The sequence below is a fragment of the Rhizobium sp. L1K21 genome (genome assembly GCF_024055895.1).
GTDB lineage: Bacteria > Pseudomonadota > Alphaproteobacteria > Rhizobiales > Rhizobiaceae > Ensifer_A.
The window spans coordinates 2,392,447-2,409,910 of sequence record NZ_JAMXLE010000001.1 but is presented as its reverse complement, the minus strand read 5'-3'; the positions used below and the strand labels follow the sequence as shown (position 1 = coordinate 2,409,910).

The window sequence follows — 17,464 nt, the reverse complement described above, 5'->3', positions numbered from 1 at the left end:
AAACCTTTTCAGGCAATAAACCAGTGACGGGGCATACTGTCAAAATCTAATTGGGGCAATGCGCGAATGCCGCTCATGGCGAAAAATACCATCAACCCTCCGGCAGCGGGATGAAATCCTCCTCATCGCCCGGCACAATGTCGAACTTGCCCGTACGCCATTCCTCCTTGGCCTGCTCGATCCGCTCTTTCGATGAAGAGACGAAATTCCACCAGATATAACGTTGGGAATCCATCGCATCGCCACCGAAGAACATCAGATGCGTTGCTTCTCTTCCCGCAGTGAACTCCACCGGAACCCCAGCCTTGAGCACCAGAAGCTGATCGGGCTCATACCATGTGCCGCCGGCCGTCACCCCGCCTTCGAGCACATAGACCGCGCGCTCTTCCCACTCGGGCTTCATCTGGAATGTGGCGCCCGGCTGCAGCCGGATATCGAGATAAAGCGTCTCGGTCGGCAGATTGACCGGCGAGCGCATGCCTTCCATATTGCCAATGATCAGCCGACCATTGACGCCGGAGGCTTCGAACTGCGGCATCTCTCCCCGGTCGATATGAGAGAATTTCGGATCGATTTCCTCCATCCCGTCCGGCAGCGCCAGCCAGGTCTGCAGGCCGGAAATCGAATGTTCCTTGCCTGCGAGATTTTCTGGGCTGCGCTCGGAATGCACAATGCCGCGTCCCGCCGTCATCAGGTTTACATCGCCCGGCTCGATCACCATTTCGACACCCAGGCTGTCACGGTGCTTGATCTGGCCGTCAAAAAGATAGGTCACGGTGGAAAGCCCGATATGCGGGTGCGGGCGCACTTCCATGGCCTGGCCCGCGCGCAGAAGGGCAGGTCCCATCCGGTCGAAAAAGATAAACGGCCCCACCAGCCTGCGCCGCGCCGAAGGCAGCGCTCGGCGAACCTCCATGGAGCCGATATCGCTGGTGCGCGGAATAATCAGCTGCTCAATTGCATCAACCTCGGCGGAATTGCCAAGCGTGGGATCATTACCGGGGAAAAAGGACATGGTCTTCAATGCTCCTGTTTCGATCAATTTAGATGATGGCCCAATGAATGCCAATGTTTGCCTGTGGTGACAGTGTGTCTTCGCAGAAGGGCGTTTGGTTGGACCGTGTTACGCCATCGCAGTTCATATTCAGCACCTCAACCCCGGCAAGCTTTCCGCTTCCGGGTTTCGCAGCATTTCTTGCTGGGACTCGCTGATCTTTCTCGGCGTTTCGCCTCGAAAGGCGTCCCGGATGGGTGCCCTCCTGACAGGGAAGGCGGATGGGGCGTTTTGTGCGCCACATTGTATTTTAGTTATGATGCGCACAAAGCGCCCCGCTTTCGGCAGTTGATCCCGTGACGTCCGCATCTCTGCCCATGTTGCCATTTGCGACTTCATGGTTGCGTGGACTTCGCAAAGCCGCCCACGTTTGACGTGGTCAAACGTGGATAAGCGGCTTTGCCTTTTTGGTGGCGCATGTGCCTTTCGCCCTGCAAAGCAGGAGGACATGCGCGCACACCGAGGGCCGTTTGGTGTGAACCCATTAGGCCCGACCCAAGGGGATGCATGTCTCACGGACCCAATGGCGAAGGTTCACGTCTTCCCTCCACCACCAGAACCGATCCCGCTCGCCACAGCGCCCTGTGGTGTATCCGTGCGGGACGGGGGTATTATGAGCATGTGGTGAGAGGGCGGGGATGAAAAAATAGTTATGCGATTGATTTTGCTTGTCTGAGGGCTGCGTTTATCCCCGTTTTGGCGGGGGCGCGTGATGACCAGCCCTCACCCTGAGGAGGCCGAAGGCCGTCTCGAAGGGCGAGGGCGGGTTGTTGCACGATAGGGGCCAGCCTGACCCTTCGAGGGTCGCTTCGCTCCCACCTTGAGGCATGAGGCTGGAGGATGGCCGGTGCTCAATGCAGGCCTCCCTTTGAGAGCTTGTTGCCTAACGTCACAATCCGTGACAGCCTAAAATTTGTATTTGGGGGCATGCAATGGAAGTCACGGTTTATATTCTGCGCTGCCGGGATGGGTCCTATTACACTGGCCTCACCAAACAGAATATCGAGGCGCGGCTTTGGGAGCATAATGAAGGTATCTACCAAGGCTACACCTTCAAACGCCGCCCGGTGGAACTGGTTTTCATGGAAGTCTACGACCGCATCATCGACGCTATTGCGCGGGAGCGACAGATCAAAGGCTGGAACCAGCGCAAGAAGGAAGCGTTGATTGCGCTGAATTATGAAGGGCTGCCGGATTTGTCGCGGCGTGGGCCGGTGGGAACGTCTGAGTAGCCCTCATCCTGAGTTGGCAGCTTTGCACCGACCTCATCCTGAGGAGGCCGAAGGCCGTCTCGAAGGATCGAAGCACGGGGATGCGTGGTTGGAAGTGTATGGGGCCAGCCTCGCCCTTCGAGGCCTCCGCTTGCGCTCCGGCGCCTCAGGATGAGGCTGGGACACCCCCCGCTCAGCCCTTCACCCCTCGTCGAGCGGTTCGGTGCCTTGTGGCTTTCCGGCGCGGTCGAGGCGGATTTTTTCGATGCGGGTTTCGGCGGCGGAAAGGAGCGTTTCGCAATGCTTTTTCAACGCCTCGCCGCGTTCGTAGATGGCAATCGACTGGTCGAGCGCAACATCGCCGCGCTCCAGCCGGGCAACGATATTTTCAAGCTCTGCCACGGCCTGCTCAAAGGAGAGTTCTTTCACCTCAGCGGGTTTTGCAGTCTCGGTCATCGTCATCCCTTCATCAGTCGCATTATGTGTTGGCCTGCCGATTCGGCGAGGCCCTCCAGATCATAACCGCCTTCCAAGAGGCTGACGACCCGGTTATTGGCGTGCTTTCCTGCAATATCCAGAAGTTTTCCCGTTGCCCAGTCGAAATCGCTGCCGGTCAAGTTGATCTGCGCCAACGGATCGCGGTGGTGGGCATCGAAACCGGCGGATATGATGATGAAATCCGGCGCGAAATCACGAAGTGCCGGCAAGACGCGCGAATGGAACGCCTCGCGGAAGTGATCCGAGCCGACATTGGGCGACAGCGGCGCGTTGACAATATTGCCGACGCCCACTTCTTCCTTTGCACCTGTGCCGGGATAAAGCGGCATCTGGTGCGTCGAACAGTAAAGAACGCTGGGATCGGTCTCGAAAATATCCTGCGTGCCATTGCCGTGATGCACGTCCCAATCGACGATGGCCACGCGCTCAACGCCGTGCTTCTGCTGCGCATGGCGGGCGGCAATCGCGGCATTGTTGAAAAAGCAAAAGCCCATGGCCTTCATCTTTTCGGCATGGTGGCCCGGTGGGCGGGCCGCGACGAAAGCATTGTCATGCGTGCCGGCCATCACATCGTCTACGGCCGCCAGCGCACCGCCAATGGCGGTAAAGGCGGCCTGCAGGCTTTTCACGCTGGCATAGGTATCGGATTCGACCTGCAGAATGCGATCATCCTCGTCCGGCATGGCACGCATGACGGCAAAGAGATGTTCTTCCGGATGGGCCAGAAGAACGGCATCTTCATTGGCCTGCGGCGCCTGCTTGCGGTCCAGCGGCGCAAAGCTTGCGTGTTCAAGCGCCAGGTTGAGCGCCCTGAGGCGATCCGGCCGCTCGGGGTGACCGGGTGGAACCTGATGTTCAAGAAAGATGGAATGTTCGTAAAGCCGTGTTGTCATGGCCGCACGCTAACGCCTCTCTTGAGGCAGGTCCACGGCAAATTGAGATCAAGCGCCAAAATCCGAAGCAGTGTTTCAACTGCAAACGGAAAGGCCCGGCAGGGTCGCTGCCGGGCCTGAATGGAACACAGATATCGCCGGATTAATGCGCGCGCTGCGGCAGAAGCGGATAGCCTGCGAGAACGGCGCGTGCAGCCAGCGTTGCGATCACGGCTTTGATAATGTCGCCCGGAATGAAGGCGAGATTGCCATAAAGCGCGGTCATGACGGGCGTGCCGGTGGAAAAGCAAAGCCATGCAATGCCGAGAGCATAAACCACGCCGATGCCGCCAATGATGCTGGCGACGAAGAAGCCGGTGAACTGCAGCACTTCCTTCTGGCCCTCGCGCACCATGCGCTCGGCAATAAGGCCGACGACATAGGTGCCGACGATCCAGCCCGCGATATAGCCACCGGTCGGGCCGATCAACACATCCAGGCCACCACGGCCACCGGAGAGAACCGGCAGGCCGATAGCCACCATCAGCACGACCAGCACATAGGCGAGCGCGCCGCGCTTTGCCCCGATAATGCAACCGGCCAGCATCACGCCCATGGACTGCGCCGTGATGGGTACGGGAATGAAGGAAATGGTGACCGGCGGAATGAAGCCGAGCACAACGATGATGGCCGCAAAAAGCGCAATCAGAACGATATCTTTGGTGGTCATGCGGTGTCCTCTCCTTTTGTTGGGATATCAATGCGCGCGCAAGCCGCGTGCATCAATGGCATCTGCAATCGTATCGGCATCCTTGAGCGCCATGATGATCAGCGGGCCAATGATGCGCGCCGTTTTGACCGGCAGGCCGCGGGCCTGATGGGCTTCCTTGAGCGCGTTGTAATGGTTGAATATCTCCGGCACGAAACGCAGAACCAGCCCGAAAGCCAGGCTGACATCATCGGCCCTCACGAGCCCCAGCCGCTCAAAGGGGCGCAACAGTTCGCTCACCGCCTCCATGAACGCGGCAATGGTCGTCGTGGCCGTAATCGATGCGGCCAGAAAGAGAATGGCAAGCAGCCGAAGCGTCGAGATGGTGGCCTCCTCGATCCCCAGCACATAGGCATTGACGAGCGCCAGTATGGTGATGGTGATGAGGATCGGACGAAGGCGGATTTCAGCCTCGCGCCAGGGCATGCCGAGCGTGGCATAAATCGTCAGCGTGATGAGAGCTGCGGCGGCCAGAACGACAGGCTGTGCAAAGATATAGAGCCCGATTGTCGTTAGAAGCAGGATGACAAGCTTGGTCTTCACGCCCAGGCGGTGGAGAGGCGTATTGCCTTCGATATAGAGGCTTTTCAACATGTGGCGACCGCCTCATAGTGGGCAATGGCCGAAGCCGGTGCGCCGTCGAAAACGATTCGGCCCTGATCAAACACCAGCACACGGTCGAAATTCGCGAGAAGGCCGAGATCGTGGCTGATGACGACGGCCGATTCCTCAAGTCCCAAAATCGCCTCGACCACCCGCTTGCGGTTCCTGATATCGAGCTGATTGACCGGCTCGTCGAAAATGAGGATTTCCGGGCCGGTGACGGCAACACTGGCAATGGCGGCCAGTTGCAGCTCTCCGCCGGAAAGCTCGTGGACACGCCGGTTGGCAAGATTTTCAATGCCGAACCGCTCAAGAATGGTCTTGATCCGCATGTCCAGATCATCGCCCTTGATGCCGCGCTGTTTCAATCCGAAAGCCAGATCTTCGCGCACAACCGGCATGATGAGCTGGTGCTGTGGATTTTGAAAGATAAAGCCGGCGAGCGCCAGAACAGCTTTGGCATCATCCTTTGTATCAAGACCGTTGACGGTGACATTGCCATTGGTCGGCTTCACCAGTCCATTGATCAGTTTTGCGAAAGTGGTCTTGCCCGAACCATTGAGGCCGATTATTCCGATACGCCGTTCCTCCAGTGTGAGAGAAAAGGGGTGCAGGGCGACACGCTCGCCAAAACGCACGCTGACATCGGAAAAACGGATATTCAAATTCAAACTGTCTCCGGCCTAACGCTGGCTCTATAGAGGATTAGCTGAGAGATGGAAACGGAATTTGCGGCGCAAACAGGTGCAAACGCGCCGGGGACGATCCGGCTCAGGGGCCATCATTTCCTCTGCCTGCTGACCTATAAGGGGCTTGGCTACACACCGGCCTTTGTGAAAAATCTTTCAAGAATTGCGCAGGCCATCAACGACGGTACACCTGTTATGCTCGCGCAAGGGCCAGACGATATCTGCAATGGACTATCGCTTGAGGACAGATTGCGCTGCGGTCACGATTGCGAAAAGGAAAGCGTCTATCGGCGCGACGCCCAAGCGATTGCGGCAACTGCACCGCTTCTCGATCTGAACATGAACGCGCCCTTCATCCTGACCGCCAACGCCGTGAAAACACTGCGTGCGGCCTTTGCGAGCGGTCAAACACGCGCTGGCTGCGTTGGCTGTCCGTGGGTGCAGACCTGCGATAACATTGCAGCAGATGGTTTCGCTGGCACCATCCTCCTTCCAGCTGATACGGAATGAAAAGCCCTGGAAAAGTGGGCTGACGCCGCAGCCGGAATATGAGATGCACCCACTATATTCATAGGAGCGTCGGGACTTTCGTCACTTGGTCAGAGAGTTGGCGTCTTGCAAAACGAACAACACTGTTCGACTCCTTCCGCGAGAGCTTTTCGAATTTTGGCGGCAAATTTGTCTCGATTGTTTGCTGCAAGGTAAGTCTTCCGCACCCGACGTATTAAAGCACCTTAGACCTGAGGCGAGGTGCCTAGTGTCCGAAACAGTTCTGCACACGAAACCAGTCGCCAAGAAAGCGATAAACGTCAGAAATCGCTTTATCTGAAGAGCTTTCGTAGAAGCGACCAAAAAGAAAAGGTGGTCTTGTTGTAAATCTTCTGCTTCATGGCCCGTTTAGGGTTGGTCACGGTGCTGATTGTGGATTTAGCTTTGCGAATCTCCTTTGGGACAAGCGTGCGCGTCTTGGCGCTTAAGATACGCTTGGGTGAAGTTCTGGCGGAAATCGAGCGCTTGATGCTCGGCTTCCTCATTCTGAATTTCATCGCTAAACCCTCAATCCAAGTGCCTGCATCGGTTTTGCAAAATGGCAGCAGCAAGACGCGCCGTGTTATTAGCTAGTCTCTATAAAGCTAATTATCACAGGCATGGCCTCAACACTACTATGTGTTGCAGGCAAGTAGCCTCCCTAATATTGAAGGAAAAAGGCTAACGCGCGAGGGGAAGTGGCGGCGCGAGATTGTCTAAAAAGTGTGGTCAATACTCAAACAGCTCTTGAGCTCGCATGTCCAACAAGAATCCACCGGTGATACTTTTGCCCGTAGGTACTGGTCAGAGTCGATATGGAGAGACTTGAAACCGTCGGTTTTATTCCCTATCATACATATAAGGTTTGCGCCCAAGCCTCCTCCCCTCAATGGGAAAGCATTTAGCATGCAGGGTATGAACTTGAGTTTTTTCTGTTCGAGCACTCACATAAGGGGGGATTGTGTTCATAGCTCGCAATAGGAGAACCTCAAATGGACCTATCTGCCCCTATCAATGAACTTAAACGCAAGGCTAAGCTTCTTCGCCGTGAAAGTGGCATGCCACATAACCAAGCCTTGGACCGCATTGCTAAAGATGAAGGGTATTCAAGCTGGAGTATTCTGATCCGCAAATACCAAGATCAGAAGCCCAAGCCAGTTCAGAAACTAAGACGCGGCTACCTCATCAAAAGTCTGCCATTCGATTCCGACTATCGAAATGAAGCGATAGAACTAGCCAACTCGACCTTTGAAGTCGTCATTCGGCGAATTGAACCTAATAATCCACAGCTAACGAGAAAACTTTGGAATGCGGCTGACTACATCGATAATCACCATCTGCATGACCATATGTTACCTATTGACAGCGAATATGCACTTTCGCTAATCGAGGCAGTCTTAGTGCATTACGTGATCAATTTAGCAATGAAAGCCGATAACATGGCCTCTAAAAATGGGTGATGCAAACTACATTGGGGGGCAGCGGCTCCCCAATGGTTAGTTCTAATTAAAGCCGAAGAAGTAAAAAAGCCAGAACCACCCTGAATAGTCCATCTTGGAATTTTCTCATCGTATTACCTTGTCTACGACTGCACAAATACTTGAACATATCATGAACATGTGCAGGATGGGTTCATGGCGATTCCGATTTCAAACACGGCCGCGCGGCGGATATTTCTGGCCAAACAGGGCCTGAGTGCGGACCCGTCGCGTAAACAGACGCGGCAGGGACTTCTCGACCTCATACACGGGATCGGTTTTGTCCAGGTGGACAGTATCCAGACGGTCAACCGGGCGCATGAGCAAATACTCTTTTCGCGCAACCAGACATTCAACCGTGCGCACCTGCGTGCGCTTCTGGAAGAGGAGCGGGGGCTTTTCGAGCATTGGACGCATGATGCTTCCATTATCCCGACCGCATTCTATCCCTATTGGAAACACCGTTTCCGCCGCAAGGAAGAGGTTTTGCGCGCACGCTGGGCCAAATGGCATGGCGAGGGTTTCGATAAATCCTTTGCGGAAACCTTTGCCCATATTGCCGAGCACGGCGAGGTGCTGGCCCGGGAGCTGAAAAACGCCGATCATAAATCCGGCGGCTGGTGGGAATGGCATCCGTCCAAGACGGCGCTCGAATTTTTCTGGCACACGGGCAAGCTTGCCATTTCCCGGCGCGAAGGTTTTCAGAAAGTCTATGACCTTTCCGAACGGGTCATTCCCGAACATCACCTCAGCGCCGAAATTGACCACGATGCCTTTGTCGACTGGGCCTGTCGCAGCGCGCTGGAACGGTTGGGGTTTGCCACCCATGGCGAAATGGCAGCCTTCTGGGATATCATCACACCGGAAGAGGCAAAGGCCTGGGTTTTGGAAAACCGGGCCGAGCTTCAAGAGGTGGAGATTACGCCTGCCGATGGCGGAAAGCCACGGGCGTCGTTTGTGCTGGCAGACTTCAAGCCGGATGCCGATATCTGGCCTGAGCCGCCGGGGCGCATTCGTGTGCTCAGCCCGTTCGATCCGCTGCTGCGCGACAGAAACCGGGCTGAGCGCCTGTTTGGTTTTCGCTATCGAATCGAGGTCTTTGTGCCGGAAGCCAAACGGGAATATGGCTATTATGTCTTTCCGCTTCTGGAGGGCGATCGCCTGATCGGACGCATCGACATGAAGGCGGACCGCAAGGCCAATGTTTTGAACGTGACGAAGCTCTGGCTGGAGCCAGGCGTCAAGGCTTCTGGTGGCCGTTTGGCCAAGCTGGAGGCTGAGCTTGCGCGCGTTGCGCGCTTTGCAGGCGTTGCCGATATTGTCTTTGTTTCGGGCTGGCGTGACGAATAGCTTTTCCTATATTGAATGAAATTATGTTCCAGGCGGTTTGGCTTTCGCGCTGACAACCGCTACATGAAAAGACATGGTGTTTTTAAACCCGCCAAGGCATGTTTTGAAGAAGGGCGAAGCAATTGAGCAAACCAGTCGTCGGTATTATCGGGAATGCGCTGAAGGTTGAAAATCGCTTTTCTGTCCAGATGGCGGGTGAAAACAACATGCGCGCCGTATTCGACACGATTGGCGCGCTGCCGCTGATTTTTGCCGGAAGCCCCGAGCTCACGAACATCGACGATCTTCTGGACGCAGTGGATGGTATTCTGCTCACCGGCGCCCGCGCCAATGTCCATCCGAGGCGCTTCGGTGCGGAGCCGGATGAACGCTATGAACCCTATGACGAGGCGCGCGATGCCGTTGCATTGCCTCTGGTGGATGCCTGCGTGGAGCGCGGCGTTCCCCTGTTTGGCATTTGCCGTGGATTTCAGGAAATTGCCGTTGCGGGCGGCTGTACCCTGCACCCGGAAATCCGTGACCTGCCGGGCCGCATGAACCATCGCATGCCGCGGCTGGAAAATGGCGAAATCCATCCCGATCCGGAGGTGGTCTTTGCCGATCGCCATGAGGTCAGGTTCACCGAAGGCAGTGTTTTCACAGAGATATTCGGCCGCAGCACAATCCGAGTGAACTCATTGCACGGGCAAGGCATTCTGGACCTTGGCTCCGATATCTCCGTTGAAGGCGTGGCAGAAGATGGCACCATGGAAGCCATCCGCCACAAGCGGGCAAAAGGTTTTGCCCTCGGGGTGCAATGGCACGCCGAATATGACCCGCAGACCAATCCGGTTAACGGTGCAATATTTCGCGCATTCGGAAATGCTGTTCAGAATCATAAAGATACAAGAAAAAAGTAGTGCTTTTCGGTAAAGTTATTGAGAGTAAATTCAATTTGGAAATTATGAGTCGTTGTTATGTTTGTCATTAACCATTTCAAAGCTAAGTTGTATTGATTTATTACACACCCAATATAAAAGCCCCTAAATATGACTATATAGGAAGCGTTAGTCTCGAGTTTACCATCTGGTAATCAGGATGATTTAGGTTGCTCTCAAATAGGAGTAACTGAAATATGCGAATATCAGCTCTAGCTATGACCCTAGCTCTTGTGGCCGGAAGCGCCCACGCGGAGCCTCCGAAGCCGGATTTCAAGGCTCTCGTAACGCCTTCAGTGCTGAACGACATTCGCGGCTGGATCGATACGGAGATCGTCCGTCTGTCGGTCAGCTCGCAGAACAATCGCCTGCACAAACTTGAGCAGGCAAAGATTGATGCACTGGACAAACAGTGGCGTGCCGAGCGCGAAGCCGACGACAAGCCGTTGATTGCAGCCACCTTGTCCAATCCTCTTTCGAATTATCTCATCCGCATGCAGGGCCGATCAGTCGGTCTTTATGTCGAAATTTTCGTCATGGACCAGAACGGGCTGAACGTGGGCCAGAGCTCCGTTACCAGCGACTTCTGGCAGGGCGACGAAGACAAGTTCCAGAAAACCTTCGATGTGGGTTCTGACGCCGTGTTTGTCGACGAGCCCGAATGGGACGAGGACAACAAGATCTGGCGCGGTCAGGTGAGCTTCACGATCAACGACGAGAACAAGACAAACAAGCTGGGCGCGGTGACGGTCGAGCTGAACATCACCGAGCTGCAGCGCCGCACAGGCTATGGAAGCTGATTTTCCCCAATTTGCTGAGTTCAAAGCCGCCACACCCTACATTTACGGCTTTTGACTTTGCGCCTGAGGATCAGCGGAACGAGGAAGAATTGAGGCTATCATGCTGAAAAATCTATCAGTTAACATCAAGGGGCTCGTGGCCTTCGGCGTTCTGTCGGTCACCGCCATCGGTGCGAGCGTCTATATTTACGCGCTTTCTACGACGGCAGCACGGATTGCCGAAGACAATCTGGCCATTTCGCGCACGCTTAATGAGGCCGAGGCGCTTCAGAGCGACGTGACGGAGGCAAACCTTGCCTTCAAGAACTTCATTTTGACCGGCAACCGTGACTTTGTTGCCGACTTCGAAACTTACGATGGCAAAGTGGATAGTGACGCCGAGACGTTTGGCAAAAGTCTTGCCGAGATCGCCCCTTCTGAGGTCGACAACCTGAACGCCGCCATCAGCGAGCTGCAAACCTGGCGCAAAGATGTCGTCAACCGTCAGATCAAGCTGATGCGCGATCCAATGACGGTGGAACTGGCCCGCGCAATCGAGCTGACGGGCGACGGCCGCCGCCTGCTCGGAGCCTTTTCTGAAAACTTGGGCCTCGTGAAGGAAACGCTCAACAAGCAGGTGGCCATCGCATCCGCAGCGCAGAAATCAGCACTTTCCATGGTTGAACTGGTGAGCCTTGCAACGGCGATTGTCGTTGGCCTGCTGGCTGCCCTTCTCGCCTATGCAAACTTCGCCATGGTGTCGCGCCCGCTCTCCAGGCTCGCGGATGTGACAGCAAAGCTCGCAAATGGCGATTTGAATGTTCAGATCGACAAGGGCGGCAAGGACGAAATCGGCCAGATGGCCGCATCCATGGAAATCTTCCGTGAGGCTGCCGTTGCCAACAAGCGCCTGGAGGCAGAAGCAGAAGAAAACCGCAAGCGCGCCGAAGCCGATCGCATCGCCGATCAGCAAAAAGCCGAAGCCGATGCCGCCGAACGTCTCAGGATTGCCACATCCGGTCTCGCAGCCGGGCTGAACCGCCTTGCAGCCGGCGACCTCTCCGTCGAGCTCAACGAAGCCTTCGCCGCTGACTTCGAACAGTTGCGGCATGACTTCAACACGTCAGTCAAGCAGCTCGGCAGCACGCTTTCTTCCATCATGAACAGCGTGAATACGATGGAAAGCGGTACCCGCGAAATCGCAGGCAGCGCCGACGATCTTTCCAAACGCACGGAGACACAGGCAGCCTCCATTGAACAGACTGCCGCTGCCGTTGAAGAGATCACATCCAACGTGGTCAGCTCCACCAAGCGCGTGGAAAAAGCCCGTGAGGTTGCCTCTCAGGCCAACACGTCTGCAACCAAGTCTGCGGAAATCGTCATCCGCGCTGAAGACGCAATGCGCAAGATCGAGGAAAGCTCCGGTCAGATTTCCAACATCATCGGTGTGATTGACCAGATCGCCTTCCAGACCAACCTTCTGGCCCTGAATGCGGGCGTTGAAGCTGCCCGCGCCGGTGATGCCGGCAAGGGTTTTGCCGTTGTCGCCCAGGAAGTGCGTGAACTGGCGCAACGTTCCGCCCAGGCAGCACAGGAGATCAAGTCGCTGATCGAGAATTCTTCCAACGAAGTCTCCAACGGCGTGAACATGGTGCGTGAAACCAGCGAGGCGCTGAACACGATCGGCAGCTTTATCACCGAAATGAACGAGCACATGGAATCCATCGCCGTCTCGGTGAAGGAACAGTCGCTCGGACTTACCGAAGTCAACCAGGCTGTCAACGCGATGGATCAGATGACCCAGCAGAACGCGGCCATGGTGGAAGAGGCCAATGCGGCAACCGCCGGCCTTGCTTCGGAAGCCTCCAACCTGCGCGAACTTATCGGCCAGTTTACACTCGCCGGCGGGGCGACAGCGCAGTCGACAGCGCTGCGTCAGACTGCACGCGCCATGGCCAGCGAGCCAAGCGCTGCATCAAGAACCTCCGCTGCGCCGGCCAAGGTGGCCAATGGCGGCTGGGAAGAGTTCTAGAGCGGTTCCGCTTCTGGCGTGAGCGAAAAAATCTAGACTGTTTCAGTCAAAAACTGAAACAGTCTGGGAAACCAGTCGGATCATGAAATGAAACGGCCCGCCTGAGAGCGGGCCGTTTGCTATACGGGGTTTGGCTCAATATTATCGCCCGACACTCTAACCCTTGATCGTCTCCGTGATCTGGATCCCAAAGCCCTCGAGCCCCACATAGTGGCGCTCGCGTGTGGTCAGGAGCTTGATGGAGTTGACACCGAGATCACGCAGAATCTGCGCGCCAAGGCCGATTTCCAGCCATTCGTTTTCGCGTTCCTGCGCTTCTGCATGCCCTTCACGGCTGTGGCCGAGCTTGCGGCCCGTCTCGTGATGTCCAACGCCGACGGAACCCTCGCGCAGGTAAACGATGACGCCGCGTCCCATCTCTGCAATGGTTTTCATGTAGCGGTTGACGGGTGAACCCGCACCGAACACGTCGTCCGTCACATTCTCCGGATGCAGCCGCACCGGAATCTCTTCGCCGTCGCGAATGTCGCCGAAAACGATGGCAAGGTGCTGCATCGGGTCCCAGGGCAGCGAATAGGCAAAGGCCTTGGCTGGCCCATATGGCGTTTGGATGGACGATTCGGAGATGAACTCAATCAGCTTTTCCTTGCGCTGGCGATGCGCAATCAGGTCGGCAACGGAAACCTGCTTCAAGCCGTGTTCGACAGCAAATGCGCTGACCTGCGGCCCGCGCATCACCGTGCCGTCATCGTTGACGAGTTCGCAGATCACGCCAACCGGCGGCAGACCGGCCAACCGGCAAAGATCAACGGCAGCTTCCGTGTGGCCCGAACGCATGAGCACGCCGCCCTCGCGCGCAATCAAGGGAAACACATGGCCTGGACGCACGAAATCGGCAGGTCCGGCATTCGGATTGGCAAGATTGCGGCAGGTGAGCGTGCGATCCTCGGCAGAGATGCCGGTCGTTGTTCCGTGTTTGTAATCGACAGTCACGGTAAACGCCGTTGTATGCGCGGAATCGTTTTCCGCCACCATGGCTGTGAGGTTCAGCCGGTTGGCCTCCTCGCGCGGCATGGGCGTGCACACGATGCCGGATGTGTGGCGCACGATGAACGCCATCTTTTCCGGCGTGCAGTGAACGGCGGCGACGATGAGATCGCCTTCGTTTTCGCGGTCGTCATCGTCGGTGACAACAACAACTTCGCCAGCCTCGAAGGCACGGATAGCGTCGACGACGCGCTTCTGGTCATAGGCCATCGGTAAATTCCTATCTTTGACGCCCGGTCTGTCCACGATCGCGCAAATAATGATCGGCGATCGTGCAGGCCATCATGGCTTCTGCAATCGGCACAGCGCGAATGCCCACGCAGGGGTCGTGACGGCCCTTGGTGCGGATTTCGACGTTCTGGCCGTCGGCATCGATGGATTGGCGATGTGTGAGGATGGAGGAGGTGGGCTTCACCGCAAAGCGCGCCACAACCGGCATGCCGGTGGAAATGCCGCCCAGAATGCCGCCGGCATTGTTGGAGAGGAAAATCGGCTTGCCGTCATTGCCCATGCGCATTTCATCGGCATTTTCCTCGCCGGTGATTTCAGCCGCCTCGAAACCATTGCCGATCTCAACGCCCTTCACGGCATTGATCGACATCAGGTTGGAGGCAATGTCCTGATCGAGCTTGGCATAGATGGGTGCACCGAGACCCGCCGGAACGCCTTCGGCAACCACCTCAATCACCGCGCCGACCGAAGAGCCGGCCTTGCGGATGTCATCGAGATAGGCTTCCCAGACAGGAACGATGGCCTTGTCCGGCGCAAAGAAGGGGTTGTTGCGCACTTCCGACCAATCCCAGTTGTTGCGGTCGATCTTGTGCTTGCCGATCTGCACCAGTGCCGCGCGGATCGTGACACCGGGGATCACCTTGCGGGCAAGGCCGCCAGCGGCAACGCGCGCTGCCGTCTCGCGGGCAGACGAGCGCCCCCCGCCGCGATAATCACGAATGCCGTATTTCGTATCATAGGTATAATCGGCATGGCCCGGACGATATTGCCGGGCAATCTCGCCATAATCCTTCGAGCGCTGGTCGGTGTTTTCGATCAGCATCGAAACCGGCGTGCCGGTGGTAATGAGCGTTTCGCCATCCTCGTCCAGCATCGTGCCGGACAGCACTTTGACTTCATCGGCCTCGCGGCGCTGGGTGACAAAGCGTGACTGACCGGGCTTTCTCAGATCAAGCCATTCCTGGATTTCCGAGACCTTGAAACGCAGGCCGGGAGGGCAGCCGTCAACAACGCAGCCAAGCGCTGGTCCATGGCTTTCGCCCCAGGTTGTTACGCGGAAGAGGTGCCCGAACGTGTTATGCGACATAAGAATTGAACCACAGGTTTCAGCAGGTCTTGCCCCGCCGACTTTCATTGTGCGGTTCTAATAGCGGAAAATTCTGCGAAGGAAAAATTTTTTAAACGCCAATTGGCACAAATCCAATGCGGAAGCGCTTTCGACACGTCACCGAACCGTCATCAAACTGTCATGCACCGCCACTAGTACCGGAAACGGAGACTTCAAAGGGGTAACCCGGGGGCACATTTTGGCGAAGGACGGAAAATCGGCAGTTGCAGCCGTGGCTGGCGCGCGCATTCTTATTGAGAATGTGTCGAAGAGCTTTGGCGGGCCGGCGATTCTCGATAACGTCGGCCTTGATATCGCACCGGGCGAGGTGGTTGCGCTGCTCGGATCGTCAGGCAGCGGCAAGACCACGCTTCTGCGCATGATTGCAGGTCTTGCCACGCCGACCGCAGGCCGCATCGCAATCGCCGACACCGTGGTTGCCGATGCCGGAAGCGGACGGTTCGTGCCGCCGGAAAAACGCTCCATCGGCATGGTTTTTCAGGATTACGCGCTTTGGCCGCATATGACTGTTGCCGGCAATGTATCCTTCCCGCTCGAAATGCAGGGCGTGGCCGCGCCTGAGCGTGCGCGCCGGGTGGCAGAAGCCCTGGAACTGGTCAATCTCGGTGCCATGGCAAGCCGGTCGCCGGCCACGCTGTCCGGTGGTCAGCAGCAGCGCGTGGCGCTGGCCCGCGCCATTGCCGCCAGCCCCTCGGTCATTCTGTTCGACGAACCGCTTTCCAATCTCGACCGCGAATTGCGCGAGCAGTTGGTCATCGATATCGCCGCCCTTGTGCGTTCGCTCGGCCTGACGGCTGTCTATGTCACTCACGATCACAGCGAAGCCTTCGCCATGGCCGACCGTGTTGCGGTGATGGTGGGGGGACGTCCTGTGCAGGTCGCATCGCCTGAAGACCTCGTCAGCGCCCCCAGCAGCGCCGATGTCGCCAGCTTCTTGAAACTCGGTCTCGTTGCTGCCGGAAAACGAGAGGCAGACCGCGTGGTGTTCAAGGAAACGAACGAAACGCTTCGCCTGCCGGATGACTTTGCCGGAAGGGCAGGCGAGGGGCATTTGTTCGTGCCGCGCAACGCCCTGTCGATTGCTGCACCCGATGCGGCCCGGCTGCCCGGACGCGCGGTTCATTCGGCATTTCGCGGCGACGGTTATCAAACCCGCATTCAACTGGCCTGCGGCATTGACCTCGATCTGGCAAGCGACCGGCGCATTGGCGACGGCGAACCGGTCGGCGTCGATTTCGCCTGGGAACGCGCCCGCTGGTTTGCCGCAGATCCCATCAACGCATGAGACAACCTTTTTTGAAAGAGGAGACTAACGTGAAGACATTTGCAAAATTCATATCGACCGCTGCCATGGCATTGGCTCTGGCCGGTGCTGCACAAGCTGCAGACCTGACCGTTTATAGCGCTGGCCCCGGCGGCCTGATCGAAAAGCTCGCCGAAGGTTTCAAGGCGGCCACCGGCAAGGAAGTAGCCGTTTTCCAGGCCACCACAGGCAAGGTCATGGCTCGTCTGGAGGCTGAACAGGCAAGCCCGGTCGCCGATATCGTCATCTCCGCATCCTGGAGCACGGCAACCGATTTCGACAAGGACGGCATGCTGCTGGAATATACGAGCCCGAACGCTGAAAAGGTTCCGGACTTCCTGAAAAGCAACACCTATGTCGCGCAGGGCATTTCGGCACTCGCCATTGCCGTGAACACAAAAAGCGGTGTGCCTGAGCCGAAAGACTGGTCTGATCTCGCAAAGCCGGAATACAAGGACCTCGTGACCATGCCTGATCCGGCAAGCTCCGGTTCGGCCTATGAACTGGTGGCTGCCCTGACGGCCGATCAGAATATCGGCTGGGCGCTCTTTGAACAGTTGCAGGAAAACGGCATGATCGTGCCGGGTGCCAATGCCGCTGCCTTGAACCCTGTTCTGCAGGGCGCACGCGCTGCCGTTTTCGGTGCCGTTGACTATCAGTCCTTCGAGCAGATTGAAAAGGGTGAGACGCTGAAGGTGATCTTCCCGACCTCCGGCACGGTGATTGCGCCGCGTCCGATGATGATCCTGAAGTCCAGCCAGCATGCTGATACGGCCAAAGCCTTCATCGACTACGTGCTGTCCGACGAAGGTCAGGCCGCCGTTGCCGCTGCCTGGCTGATGCCGGCACGCAGCGATGTCGGCGCCGAACGCCCGCTGATGTCCGACCTGAAACTTCTGAGCGTCGACCCGGCCACGGACCGCGAGGCCGTCCTGAAGAAGTTCGCTGAAATCTTCGCGTCGAACTGACCGGGT

At 56.9% G+C, this 17,464-nt stretch carries 18 protein-coding genes; 10 read left to right on the top strand and 8 right to left on the bottom strand.

Annotated features, from left to right (window positions below):
* Positions 1-91: 91 nt before the first annotated feature.
* Entirely contained in the window at positions 92-1,015 is a 924-nt protein-coding gene (locus NHF56_RS11670; RefSeq protein WP_252804477.1) for a pirin family protein, read from the bottom strand.
* 971 nt (positions 1,016-1,986) lie between these two features.
* Between NHF56_RS11670 and NHF56_RS11665 the strand changes: the two genes are divergently transcribed.
* A complete protein-coding gene (locus NHF56_RS11665) occupies positions 1,987-2,286 on the top strand; it encodes a GIY-YIG nuclease family protein (RefSeq protein WP_252804476.1) in 300 nt (99 codons plus the stop codon).
* A 180-nt stretch (positions 2,287-2,466) separates the two neighbouring features.
* Here NHF56_RS11665 and NHF56_RS11660 read toward each other — a convergent pair whose 3' ends face one another.
* The 5 genes from NHF56_RS11660 to NHF56_RS11640 form a co-directional block, all read right to left on the bottom strand.
* On the bottom strand, positions 2,467-2,721 hold the full coding sequence (locus NHF56_RS11660) for an exodeoxyribonuclease VII small subunit (protein ID WP_252804475.1): 255 nt from the start codon (positions 2,719-2,721) through the stop codon (positions 2,467-2,469).
* 2 nt (positions 2,722-2,723) lie between these two features.
* Complete coding sequence (locus tag NHF56_RS11655; RefSeq protein WP_252804474.1) at positions 2,724-3,656, bottom strand: histone deacetylase family protein; 933 nt, start codon at positions 3,654-3,656, stop codon at positions 2,724-2,726.
* Between the two features lie 142 nt (positions 3,657-3,798).
* Positions 3,799-4,365 (bottom strand): biotin transporter BioY, encoded by a 567-nt coding sequence (locus NHF56_RS11650; protein WP_252804472.1) that lies wholly within the window; start codon positions 4,363-4,365, stop codon positions 3,799-3,801.
* A 27-nt stretch (positions 4,366-4,392) separates the two neighbouring features.
* Positions 4,393-4,998 carry an energy-coupling factor transporter transmembrane protein EcfT gene (locus NHF56_RS11645; protein WP_252804470.1) on the bottom strand — a complete coding sequence of 202 codons (606 nt, stop codon included), beginning with the start codon at positions 4,996-4,998 and terminating at the stop codon, positions 4,393-4,395.
* On the bottom strand, positions 4,992-5,672 hold the full coding sequence (locus tag NHF56_RS11640) for an energy-coupling factor ABC transporter ATP-binding protein (protein WP_252804990.1): 681 nt from the start codon (positions 5,670-5,672) through the stop codon (positions 4,992-4,994). Before NHF56_RS11640 ends, NHF56_RS11645 begins: the two co-directional genes overlap by 7 nt.
* A gap of 51 nt (positions 5,673-5,723) precedes the next feature.
* On the opposite strand from NHF56_RS11640, the gene NHF56_RS11635 reads away from it, so the two are divergent.
* The 7 genes from NHF56_RS11635 (at position 5,724) to NHF56_RS11605 (ending at position 12,780) form a co-directional block, all read left to right on the top strand.
* Entirely contained in the window at positions 5,724-6,206 is a 483-nt protein-coding gene (locus NHF56_RS11635) for a DUF1284 domain-containing protein (protein ID WP_252804468.1), read from the top strand.
* Positions 6,207-6,608: 402 nt separating this feature from the next.
* The gene (locus NHF56_RS11630) at positions 6,609-6,818 is read left to right on the top strand and encodes a hypothetical protein (RefSeq protein WP_252804467.1); all 210 of its coding nucleotides are present in this window, start codon (positions 6,609-6,611) and stop codon (positions 6,816-6,818) included.
* A gap of 398 nt (positions 6,819-7,216) precedes the next feature.
* Positions 7,217-7,684: a hypothetical protein gene (locus NHF56_RS11625; protein ID WP_252804465.1), complete on the top strand. Its 468-nt coding sequence runs from the start codon at positions 7,217-7,219 to the stop codon at positions 7,682-7,684.
* Between the two features lie 174 nt (positions 7,685-7,858).
* Complete coding sequence (locus NHF56_RS11620) at positions 7,859-9,052, top strand: winged helix-turn-helix domain-containing protein (protein ID WP_252804463.1); 1,194 nt, start codon at positions 7,859-7,861, stop codon at positions 9,050-9,052.
* Positions 9,053-9,174: 122 nt separating this feature from the next.
* Entirely contained in the window at positions 9,175-9,951 is a 777-nt protein-coding gene (locus tag NHF56_RS11615; RefSeq protein WP_252804461.1) for a gamma-glutamyl-gamma-aminobutyrate hydrolase family protein, read from the top strand.
* Positions 9,952-10,187: 236 nt separating this feature from the next.
* Positions 10,188-10,769: a hypothetical protein gene (locus NHF56_RS11610; protein WP_252804459.1), complete on the top strand. Its 582-nt coding sequence runs from the start codon at positions 10,188-10,190 to the stop codon at positions 10,767-10,769.
* A 100-nt stretch (positions 10,770-10,869) separates the two neighbouring features.
* Entirely contained in the window at positions 10,870-12,780 is a 1,911-nt protein-coding gene (locus NHF56_RS11605; protein ID WP_252804457.1) for a methyl-accepting chemotaxis protein, read from the top strand.
* A gap of 156 nt (positions 12,781-12,936) precedes the next feature.
* Here NHF56_RS11605 and ribB read toward each other — a convergent pair whose 3' ends face one another.
* A complete protein-coding gene (ribB, locus tag NHF56_RS11600; protein ID WP_252804455.1) occupies positions 12,937-14,037 on the bottom strand; it encodes a 3,4-dihydroxy-2-butanone-4-phosphate synthase in 1,101 nt (366 codons plus the stop codon).
* Between the two features lie 10 nt (positions 14,038-14,047).
* Positions 14,048-15,145: a chorismate synthase gene (aroC, locus tag NHF56_RS11595; RefSeq protein WP_252804453.1), complete on the bottom strand. Its 1,098-nt coding sequence runs from the start codon at positions 15,143-15,145 to the stop codon at positions 14,048-14,050.
* 220 nt (positions 15,146-15,365) lie between these two features.
* On the opposite strand from aroC, the gene NHF56_RS11590 reads away from it, so the two are divergent.
* Both NHF56_RS11590 and NHF56_RS11585 read left to right on the top strand, forming a co-directional pair.
* Complete coding sequence (locus NHF56_RS11590) at positions 15,366-16,472, top strand: ABC transporter ATP-binding protein (RefSeq protein WP_252804451.1); 1,107 nt, start codon at positions 15,366-15,368, stop codon at positions 16,470-16,472.
* 65 nt (positions 16,473-16,537) lie between these two features.
* Positions 16,538-17,458 carry an ABC transporter substrate-binding protein gene (locus tag NHF56_RS11585; protein WP_252804989.1) on the top strand — a complete coding sequence of 307 codons (921 nt, stop codon included), beginning with the start codon at positions 16,538-16,540 and terminating at the stop codon, positions 17,456-17,458.
* The last annotated feature ends 6 nt before the right edge of the window (positions 17,459-17,464 follow it).